A 13,835-nucleotide genomic window follows, 5' to 3' on the forward strand; every position below is an offset into this window, starting at 1 on the left:
TGGTTCTGTCTCCCTTCCTTTCTTCTCTTGTGGTGACGCCGAAGGGAAAAACGCCGCGGGGGGGCGCCACGCCCCCTCCCCCCCCCCCCCCCTGCCCCCACGTTTCTTCTCAAGCGCGGGAAGGGATCAGCCTTCGTCGTGGGAAACCGCGCGGCGCGCGTCCGCGTCCAGGACGCCCCAGCTGATCAGCTGCTCGGTGAGGACCGAGGGCGACTGGTCGTAGATGACGGCGAGTGTGCGCAGGTCGTCCTGGCGGATCGACAGCACCTTGCCGTTGTAGTCGCCGCGCTGGGACTGGATCGTGGCCGCGTACCTCTGCAGGGGGCCCGCCTTCTCGGCCGGGACGTGCGCCAGGCGCTCCAGGTCCAGGACGAGCTTCGGCGGCGGCTCGGCGGCCCCGCCCGGCGTGGTGCCCGGCAGCAGCTCCTGCACGGGGACCCCGTAGAAGTCCGCCAGCTCGGCGAGGCGCTGTACGGTGACGGCGCGGTCGCCGCGCTCGTACGAACCGACCACGACCGCCTTCCAGCGGCCCTGGGACTTCTCCTCGACGCCGTGGAGGGAAAGGCCCTGCTGGGTGCGGATGGCGCGGAGCTTGGCCCCGAGCTGTTTGGCGTATTCGCTGGACATATAGCTCCCCGGACGCTGTATCAACGTGCGGCTCCGCCGCGCGGCTGGTGACTCACTGTGAGGTTACGCAGCGTTACTCTTCCCCGTCAAGCCGAACGGTCCGCCCCCGCCCCCGCCCGCAGCCGCCGTCCGGGTGATTCCGAGGGGGTGATCAGGCGCGTTGCCTTGCTGCTAACGTGGGTGGCGCAAATCCGACGTCCTTTAATGATCCGTCCCGTGAGGCGGAGAAGGAGGTCCGTTTCCTATGGACTCAGAGCAGGACAAGCAGCAGTACGAGTCCGATGCGCGGCCCGTTCTCGAAGGCCCCGACATCGCGCGGGTGCTGACCCGCATCGCCCACGAGATCGTCGAGCGCGCCAAGGGCGCCGACGACGTGGTGCTCCTCGGCATTCCGACCCGGGGCGTCTTCCTGGCCCGCAGACTGGGCGACAAGCTCGCGGAGATCACCGGCCGCACCATCCCGGTCGGCTCCCTCGACATCACCATGTACCGCGACGACCTGCGCATGCACCCGCCGCGTGCGCTCGCCCGCACCGAGATCCCCGGTGACGGCATCGACGGCCGGCTGGTCGTCCTCGTCGACGACGTGCTCTTCTCGGGCCGCACGATCCGCGCCGCCCTCGACGGCCTGAACGACATCGGGCGACCGCGCGCCGTGCAGCTCGCCGTCCTCGTCGACCGCGGCCACCGCGAACTGCCCATCCGTGCCGACTACGTCGGCAAGAACCTCCCCACGTCGTTGCGGGAGACGGTCAAGGTCCAGCTCGCCGAGGAGGACGGTCGCGACACCGTGCTGCTCGGCGCGAAGCGGACCTCCCCGGCCGGCGAGCAGTAGCCCCACTCGGACGCACGTCCCCGAGTGCGCCGCTGCGCGCCCGTATGCCCGAATACGCCTGAACTGCCCTACGGAGCCTGACAGATGCAGCGTCATCTCATCTCGGCCGCCGACCTCACCCGCGACGACGCCGTGCTCATCCTCGACACCGCCGAGGAAATGGCCCGGGTCGCCGACCGGCCGATCAAGAAGCTGCCGACCCTGCGCGGCCGCACCGTCGTCAACCTCTTCTTCGAGGACTCGACCCGTACCCGGATCTCCTTCGAAGCGGCCGAGAAGCGGCTCTCGGCGGACGTCATCAACTTCACCGCCAAGGGATCGAGCGTCTCCAAGGGCGAGTCCCTCAAGGACACCGCCCAGACCCTGGAGGCGATGGGCGTCGACGCCGTCGTCATCCGGCACGGCGCCTCCGGCGCCCCCTACCGCCTCGCCACCTCCGGCTGGATCGACGCCGTGGTCATCAACGCGGGCGACGGCACCCACCAGCACCCCACGCAGGCCCTGCTCGACGCGTTCACCATGCGGCGCCGGCTCGTCGGCCGCGACGCCGGGCTCGGCAAGGACCTGGCGGGCAGGCGCATCACGCTGGTCGGCGACATCCTGCACAGCCGGGTCGCCCGCTCCAACGTCGACCTGCTGCACACCCTGGGCGCCGAGGTCACCCTCGTCGCACCGCCGACGCTGCTCCCCATCGGCGTCGAGGCGTGGCCCTGCGCGGTCTCCTACGACCTCGACAGCACGCTGTCCAAGTCCGACGCGGTGATGATGCTGCGCGTCCAGCGCGAGCGGATGAACGCCGCGTTCTTCCCGACCGAGCGCGAGTACTCGCGTCGCTACGGCCTCGACGGCGACCGCATGGCGAAGATGCCGGAGCACGCCATCGTCATGCACCCCGGCCCGATGGTCCGCGGCATGGAGATCACCGCCGCGGTCGCCGACTCCGACCGCTGCACGGCGATCGAGCAGGTGACGAACGGCGTGTCCGTCCGCATGGCGGTCCTGTACCTCCTGCTGGGCGGCAACGAGCCCGCCGTCACCCACACCCGCCCGCCCGTCTCCCACCCCCACCCTTCCAGCGAGCGCTCCGCGCACACCCTTTCCGCGGACGAGGAGAAGTAAGACCATGAGCAAGATCCTTATCCGCGGTGCGAAGGTGCTCGGCGGCGAGCCGCAGGACGTCCTCATCGACGGCGAGACCATCGCCGAGGTCGGCACCGGTCTGAGCGCCGAGGGCGCCGAGGTCGTCGAGGCCGACGGCCGCGTGCTGCTGCCGGGCCTCGTCGACCTGCACACCCATCTGCGCGAGCCGGGCCGGGAGGACTCCGAGACCGTCCTGACCGGTACCCGGGCCGCGGCGAGCGGCGGCTACACCTCCGTGTTCGCCATGGCCAACACCTTCCCGGTCGCCGACACCGCAGGCGTCGTCGAGCAGGTCTACCGGCTCGGCCAGGAGGGCGGCTACTGCGACGTGCAGCCCATCGGCGCCGTCACCGTCGGCCTGGAGGGCAAGAAGCTCGCCGAGCTGGGCGCGATGCACGAGTCCGCGGCCGGCGTCACCGTCTTCTCCGACGACGGCAAGTGCGTCGACGACGCGGTGATCATGCGCCGGGCCCTGGAGTACGTGAAGGCCTTCGGCGGGGTCGTCGCCCAGCACGCCCAGGAGCCGCGGCTGACCGAGGGCGCCCAGATGAACGAGGGCGCCGTCTCCGCCGAGCTCGGGCTCGGCGGCTGGCCCGCGGTCGCCGAGGAGTCGATCATCGCCCGGGACGTCCTGCTCGCCGAGCACGTCGGCTCCCGCGTCCACATCTGCCACCTGTCGACCGCAGGCTCCGTCGAGATCGTGCGCTGGGCCAAGTCCCGCGGCATCGACGTCACCGCCGAGGTCACCCCGCACCACCTCCTCCTCACCGACGAACTGGCGCGCACGTACAACCCGGTCTTCAAGGTGAACCCGCCGCTGCGCACCGAACGTGACGTGCTGGCGCTGCGCGAGGCGCTCGCCGACGGCACCATCGACATCGTCGCCACCGACCACGCCCCGCACCCGCACGAGGACAAGGACTGCGAGTGGGCCGCCGCCGCCATGGGCATGGTGGGCCTGGAGACCGCGCTCTCCGTCGTCCAGCAGACGATGGTGGAGACCGGCCTGCTCGACTGGGCCGGCGTCGCCGACCGCATGTCCGTCAAGCCCGCCGTGATCGGCCGGGCCACCGGACACGGGCGTCCCGTCTCGGCAGGTGAGCCCGCCAACCTCACCCTCGTCGACACGGAATACCGTGGGGCCGTGGACCCCGCGGGCTTCGCCTCGCGCAGCCGCAACACTCCGTACGAGGGCCGCGAGCTGCCGGGCCGTGTCACGCACACGTGGCTGCGGGGCCGGGCCACGCTCGTCGACGGGAAGCTCGCGTGACATCTCTGCAACTGACGTACCTCGCCGCCGGACAGAAGTCGGCGGAGGTGACCGACTGGGCCGCCCGCATCGGCTGGCTCGTCGGCCTCGCCCTCTTCGTCGCGCTCCTCTACTGGCTGATGCGCGAGGGCTGGAAGTGGCGCGGCACTCTCCAGGGCGACCTGCCGGAGCTGCCCGCCCGCCCGTCGCCCGCCACCACCCCGGACGGAGACGGCGGGCCGCCGCTGCCTGGAATGCCGGAAGGACCGGGTCCGGCGAGACTGAGCATGAGCGGCCGCTACCACGGCTCCACCACCGCCGGGCAGTGGCTCGACCGCATCGTGGCGCACGGCCTGGGCACCCGCAGCCGGGCCGAGCTCACGCTGACGGACGCGGGACTGGACGTCGTACGGCCCGGAGCCACCGACTTCTTCGTCCCGGTGGGAGCACTGCGCGAGGCCCGGCTGGACAAGGGCATCGCGGGCAAGGTCCTCACCGAGGGCGGTCTGCTCGTCGTCACCTGGGCGCACGGCGACAGACTGATCGACTCCGGATTCCGGTCGGACCGCGCGGCCGAGCACCACGAGTGGGTCGAGACCCTGAACCGAATGATCAACAAGAGCAGCGACACGGAAGGCGCACGATGACGACCTCCACAAGGGAGACCGGAAGGGTTTCCGCCGTACTCGTCCTGGAGGACGGCCGGATCTTCCGCGGCCGTGCCTACGGGGCCGTGGGGGAGACCTTCGGCGAAGCGGTGTTCTCCACCGGCATGACCGGCTACCAGGAGACCCTCACCGACCCGTCGTACCACCGCCAGGTCGTCGTCATGACGGCCCCGCACGTCGGCAACACCGGCGTCAACGACGAGGACCCCGAGTCCAGGCGGATCTGGGTCGCCGGATACGTGGTGCGCGACCCCGCGCGCGTGCCCTCCAGCTGGCGCTCCCGGCGGACCCTCGACGACGAGCTGCGCGCCCAGGGCGTCGTCGGCATCAGCGGGATCGACACCCGCGCGCTCACCCGGCACCTGCGTGAGCGCGGCGCCATGCGCGTCGGCATCTTCTCCGGCGACACGCTGCCCGACGAGGGCACGATGATCACCGAGGTCCGCAGGGCCCCGGAAATGAAGGGCGCCAGCCTCTTCGAGGAGGTCGCCACCAAGGAGACGTACGTCGTCCCCGCCGTCGGCGAGAAGAAGTTCACCGTCGCCGCCGTGGACCTCGGCATCAAGGGCATGACCCCCCACCGCATGGCCGAGCGCGGCATCGAGGTGCACGTGCTGCCGGCCACCGCGACCGCCGAGGAGCTGTACGCCGTCAACCCCGACGGGGTGTTCTTCTCCAACGGCCCCGGCGATCCCGAGAAGGCCGACCAGCCCGTCGCGCTGATGCGCGAGGTCCTCAGCCGGAGGACGCCGCTCTTCGGCATCTGCTTCGGCAACCAGATCCTCGGCCGCGCCCTCGGCTTCGGCACCTACAAGCTGAAGTACGGCCACCGCGGCATCAACCAGCCCGTGCAGGACCGTACGACGGGCAAGGTCGAGGTCACCGCGCACAACCACGGCTTCGCCGTCGACGCCCCGCTCGACCGGGTCTCCGAGACCCCCTTCGGCCGCGCCGAGGTCTCCCACGTCTGCCTGAACGACCAGGTCGTCGAGGGACTCCAGCTCCTCGACCAGCCGGCCTTCAGCGTCCAGTACCACCCCGAAGCGGCAGCGGGCCCCCACGATGCCGCCTACCTGTTCGACCGCTTCGTATCCCTGATGGAGGGCCAGCGTGCCTAAGCGCACCGATATCCAGTCCGTCCTGGTCATCGGCTCCGGCCCGATCGTCATCGGCCAGGCCGCCGAGTTCGACTACTCCGGCACCCAGGCGTGCCGCGTGCTCAAGGCCGAGGGCCTGCGCGTCATCCTGGTGAACTCCAACCCGGCGACGATCATGACCGACCCGGAGATCGCCGACGCGACCTACGTCGAGCCGATCACCCCCGAGTTCGTCGAGAAGATCATCGCCAAGGAGCGCCCCGACGCGCTGCTGCCGACGCTCGGCGGCCAGACCGCCCTCAACACCGCGATCTCCATGCACGAGCAGGGTGTGCTGGAGAAGTACGGGGTCGAGCTGATCGGCGCCAACGTCGAGGCGATCAACAAGGGCGAGGACCGCGACCTCTTCAAGGACGTCGTCGAGGCCGTCCGCGAGAAGATCGGGCACGGCGAGTCCGCCCGCTCCGTCATCTGCCACTCCATGGACGACGTGCTGAAGGGCGTCGAGACGCTCGGCGGCTACCCCGTCGTCGTGCGGCCCTCCTTCACCATGGGCGGCGCCGGCTCCGGCTTCGCCCACGACGAGGAGGAGCTGCGCCGCATCGCCGGCCAGGGCCTCACGCTCTCCCCGACCACCGAGGTGCTCCTGGAGGAGTCCATCCTCGGCTGGAAGGAGTACGAGCTGGAGCTGATGCGCGACAAGAACGACAACGTCGTGGTCGTCTGCTCCATCGAGAACTTCGACCCGATGGGCGTCCACACCGGTGACTCGATCACCGTCGCGCCCTCGATGACGCTGACCGACCGCGAGTACCAGCGGCTGCGCGACATCGGCATCGCGATCATCCGCGAGGTCGGCGTCGACACCGGCGGCTGCAACATCCAGTTCGCGGTCAACCCCGAGGACGGCCGCATCATCGTCATCGAGATGAACCCGCGCGTGTCGCGCTCCTCGGCCCTCGCCTCCAAGGCCACCGGCTTCCCGATCGCCAAGATCGCCGCCAAGCTGGCCGTCGGCTACACCCTCGACGAGATCCCGAACGACATCACGGAGAAGACGCCGGCGTCCTTCGAGCCGACGCTCGACTACGTCGTCGTCAAGGCGCCCCGGTTCGCCTTCGAGAAGTTCCCCTCGGCGGACTCGACCCTCACGACCACCATGAAGTCCGTCGGTGAGGCCATGGCCATCGGCCGCAACTTCACCGAGGCCCTGCAGAAGGCGCTGCGCTCCCTGGAGAAGAAGGGCTCGCAGTTCACGTTCGTGGGCGAGCCCGGCGACAAGGAGCAGCTCCTCGAAGAGGCCGTCCGGCCGACCGACGGGCGCATCAACACCGTCATGCAGGCCATCCGCGCCGGAGCCACCCAGGAGGAGGTCTTCGACGCGACGAAGATCGACCCGTGGTTCGTGGACCAGATGTTCCTGATCAAGGAGATCGCGGACGAGCTGGCCACCGCCGACCGCCTCGACCAGGACCTGCTGGCCGAGGCCAAGCGCCATGGCTTCTCCGACGTGCAGATCGCCGAGATCCGCGGCCTGCGCGAGGACGTCGTCCGCGAGGTCCGGCACGCCCTCGGCGTCCGCCCGGTCTACAAGACGGTCGACACCTGCGCCGCCGAGTTCGCCGCGAAGACGCCGTACTTCTACTCCTCCTACGACGAGGAGACCGAGGTCGCGCCCCGCGAGAAGCCCGCGGTCGTCATCCTCGGCTCCGGGCCCAACCGCATCGGCCAGGGCATCGAGTTCGACTACTCCTGCGTCCACGCCTCCTTCGCCCTCAGCGAGGCCGGCTACGAGACCGTGATGGTCAACTGCAACCCCGAGACCGTCTCCACCGACTACGACACCTCCGACCGCCTGTACTTCGAGCCGCTGACGCTCGAGGACGTGCTGGAGATCGTCCACGCGGAGTCCCTCGCGGGCCCGATCGCCGGTGTGGTGGTGCAGCTCGGCGGCCAGACCCCGCTCGGCCTCGCGCAGGCGCTCAAGGACAACGGCGTACCGGTCGTCGGCACCTCGCCCGAGGCGATCCACGCCGCCGAGGACCGCGGCGCCTTCGGCCGCGTCCTCGCGGAGGCCGGCCTCCCGGCCCCCAAGCACGGCACCGCCACCACCTTCGCGGGCGCCAAGGCCATCGCCGACGAGATCGGCTACCCGGTCCTCGTCCGGCCGTCGTACGTCCTCGGCGGACGCGGCATGGAGATCGTGTACGACGAGACGCGCCTCGAGTCGTACATCGCCGAGTCCACCGAGATCAGCCCCTCCCGGCCGGTCCTCGTCGACCGCTTCCTCGACGACGCCATCGAGATCGACGTCGACGCCCTGTACGACGGCGAGGAGCTCTACCTCGGCGGCGTCATGGAGCACATCGAGGAGGCCGGCATCCACTCCGGCGACTCGGCGTGCGCCCTGCCCCCGATCACCCTCGGCGGCTTCGACATCAAGCGGCTGCGCGCCTCCACCGAGGCCATCGCCAAGGGCGTCGGCGTCCGCGGACTGATCAACATCCAGTTCGCCATGGCCGGGGACATCCTCTACGTCCTCGAAGCCAACCCGCGCGCCTCCCGCACGGTCCCCTTCACCTCGAAGGCGACCGCCGTGCCGCTGGCCAAGGCCGCCGCCCGCATCTCGCTCGGCGCGACCGTGGCCGAACTGCGCGCGGAGGGACTGCTGCCCGCGAACGGCGACGGCGGCACCCTGCCGCTCGACGCGCCGATCTCCGTCAAGGAGGCCGTCATGCCGTGGTCGCGCTTCCGCGACATCCACGGCCGGGGCGTGGACACCGTCCTCGGCCCGGAGATGCGCTCCACCGGCGAGGTCATGGGCATCGACTCGGTGTTCGGCACCGCGTACGCCAAGTCCCAGGCCGGCGCGTACGGGCCGCTGCCCACCGGGGGCCGCGCCTTCATCTCGGTGGCCAACCGCGACAAGCGCTCGATGATCTTCCCGGCGCGTGAACTCGTCGCCCACGGCTTCGAACTGCTCGCCACGTCCGGCACGGCCGAGGTGCTCAAGCGCAACGGCCTCAACGCCACCGTCGTGCGCAAGCAGAGCGAGGGCGAGGGCCCGAACGGCGAGAAGACCATCGTCCAGCTCATCCACGACGGCCAGGTCGACCTCATCGTCAACACCCCGTACGGCACCGGCGGCCGCCTCGACGGCTACGAGATCCGTACGGCGGCCGTGGCACGGTCCGTCCCGTGCCTGACGACGGTCCAGGCGCTCGCCGCCGCCGTCCAGGGCATCGACGCGCTCAACCGCGGCGACGTGGGCGTGCGCTCACTCCAGGAACACGCCGAGCATCTGATCGCGGCCCGCGACTAGCAGCCCGAGGGGGACACCGGAAACGGTGTCCCCCTCTTCATGAGGACACTGACACATGTACAAACTCTTCTTCCGTCTGGTTTTCCGGCGGATGGACCCGGAGCAGGCGCACCACCTGGCCTTCCGCTGGATCCGTCTCGCCGTCCGCGTGCCCGTGCTGCGGACCTTCGTCGCCGCCGCGCTCGCCCCGCGGTACGAGGAACTGCGCACCGAGGCGTTCGGCCTGCGCATGCAGGGCCCCTTCGGGCTCGCCGCCGGCTTCGACAAGAACGCGGTAGCCGTCGACGGCATGTCGATGCTCGGCTTCGACCACGTCGAGATCGGCACGGTCACCGGCGAACCGCAGCCCGGCAATCCGCGCAAGCGCCTGTTCCGGCTCGTGCCGGACCGGGCCCTCATCAACCGCATGGGGTTCAACAACGACGGCTCGGCGGCCGTCGCCGAGCGACTGGCCGGCCGTACGCCCGTCTTCCGGACCGTCGTGGGCGTCAACATCGGCAAGACCAAGGCCGTCCCCGAGGCCGAGGCCGTCGGCGACTACGTGAAGTCGGCCGAGCGGCTCGCCCGGCACGCCGACTACCTGGTCGTCAACGTCTCCTCGCCGAACACGCCCGGCCTGCGCAACCTCCAGGCCACCGAGGCGCTGCGCCCGTTGCTGAGCGCCGTCCGCGAGGCCGCCGACCGGACGGTCACCGACCGCCGCGTGCCGCTCCTGGTCAAGATCGCGCCGGACCTGGCGGACGAGGACGTCGACGCCGTCGCCGACCTCGCCGTCGAACTCGGCCTGGACGGCATCATCGCCACGAACACCACCATCGCGCGCGAGGGACTCGGCCTGCGGTCCGTCCCCTCCCTCGTCGAGGAGAGCGGCGGACTGTCCGGCGCCCCGCTGAAGGCACGCTCCCTGGAGGTGCTGCGCCGCCTCTACGCGCGCGTGGGCGACCGGATCACCCTGGTGGGCGTCGGCGGCATCGAGAGCGCCGAGGACGCCTGGGAGCGCATCCTGGCCGGCGCCACCCTGGTCCAGGGGTACAGCGCCTTCATCTACGAGGGCCCCTTCTGGGGGCGCGCCGTCCACAAGGGTCTCGCCGCGCGGCTGCGGACGAGCCCGTACGCCACCCTCGCCGACGCCGTCGGCGCCGACGTGAGGAAGTCCGCATGACCCTGGAGCCCTTCGGCGCACGTCTGCGCCGGGCCATGGACGACCGTGGCCCCCTGTGCGTCGGTATCGACCCGCACGTCTCGCTGCTCGCCGACTGGGGCCTGAACGACGACGTCGCGGGCCTGGAGCGCTTCAGCCGCACCGTCGTGGAGGCGCTGGCCGACCGGGTCGCCGTCCTCAAGCCGCAGAGCGCGTTCTTCGAGCGCTTCGGGTCGCGCGGCGTCGCCGTCCTGGAGAAGTCGGTCGAGGAGGCGCGAGCCGCCGGTGCCCTGGTCGTGATGGACGCCAAACGCGGCGACATCGGCTCGACCATGGCCGCGTACGCGGAGACGTTCCTGCGCAAGGACGCCCCGCTCTTCTCCGACGCCCTCACCGTGTCCCCGTACCTCGGCTACGGCTCGCTGGCGCCGGCCGTGGAGCTGGCGCGCGAGAACGGTGCCGGGCTGTTCGTCCTGGCGCTCACCTCCAACCCGGAGGGCGGCGAGGTGCAGCACGCGGTCCGTACCGACGGCCGGGACGTCGGGGCGACCATGCTGGCCCACCTCGCCGCCGAGAACGCGGGAGAGACGCCCCTGGGGTCCTTCGGGGCGGTCGTGGGTGCCACGCTCGGCGATCTGTCCTCGTACGACCTGGACATCAACGGCCCGCTCCTCGCGCCCGGCATCGGCGCTCAGGGGGCCACGCCGGCCGATCTCCCGGGCGTCTTCGGCGCGGCCGTGCGTCAGGTCGTGCCGAACGTGAGCCGGGGTGTGCTGCGGCACGGTCCCGATGTGAGCGCCCTGCGGGGGTCCGCGGAGCGCTTCGCCGAGGAGATCAGGGCGGCCGTGGCAACCGTCTGAGCGGCTCGGCGAGGGCCCCGCGTCTGAATACATCCTCAAATCCGGGGCGTAATGTCGGGAATGCCGGGCTCGACGGAGGCTGACCAGGACTTTTCCGCTGTTCTCGCTGACTCCGGCGGACTTGCCCGCTAGTCTCCGTCGAGTGGGAGCTCCTCCCGCATCCACAAAGGCAGGCGGGGGAGACCGGGCGAGCGTGTTGCCCATAACTCCCCAGGTGTGGGGCACTAGGTTCCTCACCGGTCCGTATCCGACAGTTGACATCCGAGGTGACGTAGGCGTGGCTCTTCCGCCCCTTACCCCTGAACAGCGCGCAGCCGCGCTCGAAAAGGCCGCCGCGGCTCGCCGGGAGCGGGCCGAGGTCAAGAATCGACTCAAGCACTCCGGCGCCTCGCTTCACGAGGTCATCAAGCAGGGACAGGAGAACGATGTCATCGGCAAGATGAAGGTCTCCGCTCTCCTGGAGTCCCTGCCGGGCGTGGGCAAGGTCCGCGCCAAGCAGATCATGGAGCGGCTCGGCATCTCCGAGAGCCGCCGAGTGCGGGGTCTCGGCTCCAACCAGATCGCCTCCCTGGAGCGCGAGTTCGGCAGCACCGCCGGCTGACGTTCTCAGGCACTCCTGAGAACCTGGATAATCGCTGCATGAGTGAACGTTCGCGGCTGACCGTGCTCTCCGGCCCCTCCGGGGTCGGCAAGAGCACGGTCGTCGCTCATATGCGCAAGGCACACCCCGGAGTCTGGCTCTCGGTGTCGGCGACGACCCGCAAGCCCCGCCCCGGTGAGAAGCACGGGGTCCACTACTTCTTCGTCACCGACGACGAGATGGACAAGCTGATCGCCAACGGCGAGCTGCTCGAGTGGGCCGAGTTCGCCGGCAACCGCTACGGCACTCCGCGGGCCGCCGTGCTGGAGAGGCTGGAGGCGGGCGAGGCGGTGCTCCTGGAGATCGACCTCCAGGGAGCCCGACAGGTCCGCGAGTCCATGCCGGACGCCCAGCTGGTGTTCCTGGCCCCGCCCTCCTGGGAGGAGCTGGTGCGCAGGCTCACCGGACGCGGCACCGAACCGCCCGAGGTGATCGAGCGCCGCCTGGCCGCGGCGAAGGTCGAACTGGCGGCCGAGTCCGAGTTCGACGTCACCCTGGTCAACACCTCCGTCGAGGACGTGGCGCGCGAGCTGCTAGCCTTGATGAACGTTGTGTGATCTTCACTGATCTCATCCCACCTTTCGGAAGGCAGAGCGTGTCCTCTTCCATCACCGCTCCCGAGGGCATCATCAACCCTCCGATCGACGAGCTCCTCGAGGCCACCGACTCGAAGTACAGCCTGGTGATCTACGCCGCCAAGCGCGCCCGTCAGATCAACGCTTACTACTCGCAGCTCGGCGAGGGTCTCCTCGAGTACGTCGGTCCCCTCGTGGACACCCACGTCCACGAGAAGCCGCTCTCGATCGCCCTGCGCGAGATCAACGCGGGTCTCCTCACGTCCGAGGCCGTCGAGGGCCCCGCGACCTGACCGTCCGTTCGCTCATCCCAGGCCCGGCAGCGCGACTGCCGGGCCTGAGGTGTGTCGGGGGCGCCTCAGCCGTCCCCGCGCGGTGATGCAGCATGGAGTCGTACTCCTCCGAGTGCGTCGAACGTTTTCCGAGTGCGGGGAGACCCTGGTGGGCAAGCCGAAGGTCGTTCTGGGCGTCAGCGGCGGCATCGCCGCCTACAAGGCCTGCGAGCTGCTGCGCAGGCTGACGGAGTCGGGCCACGACGTGCGGGTCGTGCCGACCGCGTCCGCCCTGCACTTCGTCGGCGCCGCCACCTGGTCCGCGCTCTCCGGCCACCCCGTCTCGACCGAGGTCTGGTCCGACGTCCACGAGGTCCCGCACGTCCGCATCGGACAGGACGCCGACCTGGTGGTCGTGGCACCCGCGACGGCCGACATGCTCGCCAGGGCCGCCCACGGTCTCGCCGACGACCTCCTCACGAACACCCTGCTGACCGCCCGCTGTCCGGTCGTCCTCGCGCCCGCCATGCACACCGAGATGTGGGAGCACCCGGCCACCCAGGAGAACGTCGCCACGCTGCGCCGCCGCGGGGCCGTCGTGATCGAGCCGGCCGTCGGCCGCCTGACCGGCGTCGACACCGGCAAGGGCCGGCTGCCCGACCCGGCCGAGATCTTCGAGATCTGCCGAAGGGTCCTCGCCCGCGGCGTGCCTCGGCCCGACCTCGCCGGCCGGCACGTCGTCGTCAGCGCGGGCGGCACACGCGAGCCGCTCGACCCCGTCCGCTTCCTCGGCAACCGCTCCTCCGGCAAGCAGGGGTACGCCCTCGCCCGCACCGCGGCGGCGCGCGGCGCCAGGGTGACGCTCGTCTCCGCGAACACCGGGCTGCCGGACCCCGCGGGAGTGGACGTCGTCCAGGTGGGGACCGCCGTGCAGCTGCGCGAGGCCGTGCTGAAGGCGGCCGCCGACGCCGACGTCGTGGTGATGGCCGCGGCGGTGGCCGACTTCCGCCCGGCGGCCTACGCGGCCGGGAAGATCAAGAAGAAGGACGGACAGGAGCCCGAACCGGTCGTCCTGGTCCGCAATCCGGACGTCCTCGCCGAGATCTCCGCCGACCGCGCCCGTGCCGGCCAGGTGGTCGTGGGCTTCGCGGCCGAGACGGACGACGTCCTCGCCAACGGCCGCAGGAAACTGGAGCGCAAGGGCTGCGACCTCCTCGTGGTGAACGAGGTGGGGGAGCGCAAGACCTTCGGCTCCGAGGAGAACGAGGCCGTGGTGCTCGGCGCGGACGGCAGTGAGACCCCGGTGCCCCACGGGCCCAAGGAGGCCCTGGCCGATACCGTGTGGGACCTGGTGGCCGAACGGTTCGGCCCGCTGTCTCAATAGCTCCCTCCGGTATCGCACGCCACCC

General features: G+C 70.7%; 13 protein-coding genes. 12 read left to right on the forward strand and 1 reads right to left on the reverse strand.

All coding sequences use genetic code 11. The features are described 5' to 3' along the window. Nucleotides 1-126: 126 nt before the first annotated feature. Nucleotides 127-627, reverse strand: a complete 501-nt coding sequence (gene bldD, locus AC069T_RS20025) for a transcriptional regulator BldD (protein WP_067366005.1) — start codon at nt 625-627, stop codon at nt 127-129. A 244-nt stretch (nt 628-871) separates the two neighbouring features. Between bldD and pyrR the strand changes: the two genes are divergently transcribed. The 12 genes from pyrR to coaBC all read left to right on the forward strand — a co-directional run bounded on the left by pyrR (nt 872) and on the right by coaBC (nt 13,810). Then, nucleotides 872-1,462 carry a bifunctional pyr operon transcriptional regulator/uracil phosphoribosyltransferase PyrR gene (pyrR, locus tag AC069T_RS20030; protein ID WP_478784026.1) on the forward strand — a complete coding sequence of 197 codons (591 nt, stop codon included), beginning with the start codon at nt 872-874 and terminating at the stop codon, nt 1,460-1,462. Nucleotides 1,463-1,546: 84 nt separating this feature from the next. Beyond that, nucleotides 1,547-2,581, forward strand: coding sequence for an aspartate carbamoyltransferase catalytic subunit (locus AC069T_RS20035; RefSeq protein ID WP_478784027.1), 1,035 nt, complete (start codon nt 1,547-1,549; stop codon nt 2,579-2,581). Nucleotides 2,582-2,585: 4 nt separating this feature from the next. Then, on the forward strand, nt 2,586-3,872 hold the full coding sequence (locus AC069T_RS20040; RefSeq protein ID WP_478784028.1) for a dihydroorotase: 1,287 nt from the start codon (nt 2,586-2,588) through the stop codon (nt 3,870-3,872). After that, nucleotides 3,869-4,498 carry a PH-like domain-containing protein gene (locus AC069T_RS20045; protein ID WP_478784029.1) on the forward strand — a complete coding sequence of 210 codons (630 nt, stop codon included), beginning with the start codon at nt 3,869-3,871 and terminating at the stop codon, nt 4,496-4,498. The genes AC069T_RS20040 and AC069T_RS20045 overlap by 4 nt, the downstream gene beginning before the upstream one ends. After that, a complete protein-coding gene (gene carA / locus AC069T_RS20050; protein ID WP_478784030.1) occupies nt 4,495-5,637 on the forward strand; it encodes a glutamine-hydrolyzing carbamoyl-phosphate synthase small subunit in 1,143 nt (380 codons plus the stop codon). The genes AC069T_RS20045 and carA overlap by 4 nt, the downstream gene beginning before the upstream one ends. Further along, nucleotides 5,630-8,938, forward strand: coding sequence for a carbamoyl-phosphate synthase large subunit (gene carB, locus AC069T_RS20055; RefSeq protein WP_478784031.1), 3,309 nt, complete (start codon nt 5,630-5,632; stop codon nt 8,936-8,938). Before carA ends, carB begins: the two co-directional genes overlap by 8 nt. A gap of 55 nt (nt 8,939-8,993) precedes the next feature. Next, the gene (locus AC069T_RS20060; RefSeq protein WP_478784032.1) at nt 8,994-10,100 is read left to right on the forward strand and encodes a quinone-dependent dihydroorotate dehydrogenase; all 1,107 of its coding nucleotides are present in this window, start codon (nt 8,994-8,996) and stop codon (nt 10,098-10,100) included. Beyond that, complete coding sequence (pyrF, locus tag AC069T_RS20065) at nt 10,097-10,939, forward strand: orotidine-5'-phosphate decarboxylase (RefSeq protein WP_478784033.1); 843 nt, start codon at nt 10,097-10,099, stop codon at nt 10,937-10,939. The genes AC069T_RS20060 and pyrF overlap by 4 nt, the downstream gene beginning before the upstream one ends. Before the next feature lie 277 nt (nt 10,940-11,216). Beyond that, on the forward strand, nt 11,217-11,540 hold the full coding sequence (locus AC069T_RS20070) for an integration host factor (RefSeq protein WP_010988268.1): 324 nt from the start codon (nt 11,217-11,219) through the stop codon (nt 11,538-11,540). Between the two features lie 38 nt (nt 11,541-11,578). Continuing rightward, entirely contained in the window at nt 11,579-12,136 is a 558-nt protein-coding gene (gene gmk / locus AC069T_RS20075; RefSeq protein ID WP_478784034.1) for a guanylate kinase, read from the forward strand. Nucleotides 12,137-12,174: 38 nt separating this feature from the next. Beyond that, nucleotides 12,175-12,447, forward strand: a complete 273-nt coding sequence (gene rpoZ, locus AC069T_RS20080; protein WP_019059732.1) for a DNA-directed RNA polymerase subunit omega — start codon at nt 12,175-12,177, stop codon at nt 12,445-12,447. 148 nt (nt 12,448-12,595) lie between these two features. Further along, nucleotides 12,596-13,810, forward strand: coding sequence for a bifunctional phosphopantothenoylcysteine decarboxylase/phosphopantothenate--cysteine ligase CoaBC (gene coaBC / locus AC069T_RS20085; RefSeq protein WP_478784035.1), 1,215 nt, complete (start codon nt 12,596-12,598; stop codon nt 13,808-13,810). Nucleotides 13,811-13,835 lie beyond the last annotated feature (25 nt).

This window comes from Streptomyces sp. NPDC043867, assembly GCF_056435845.1.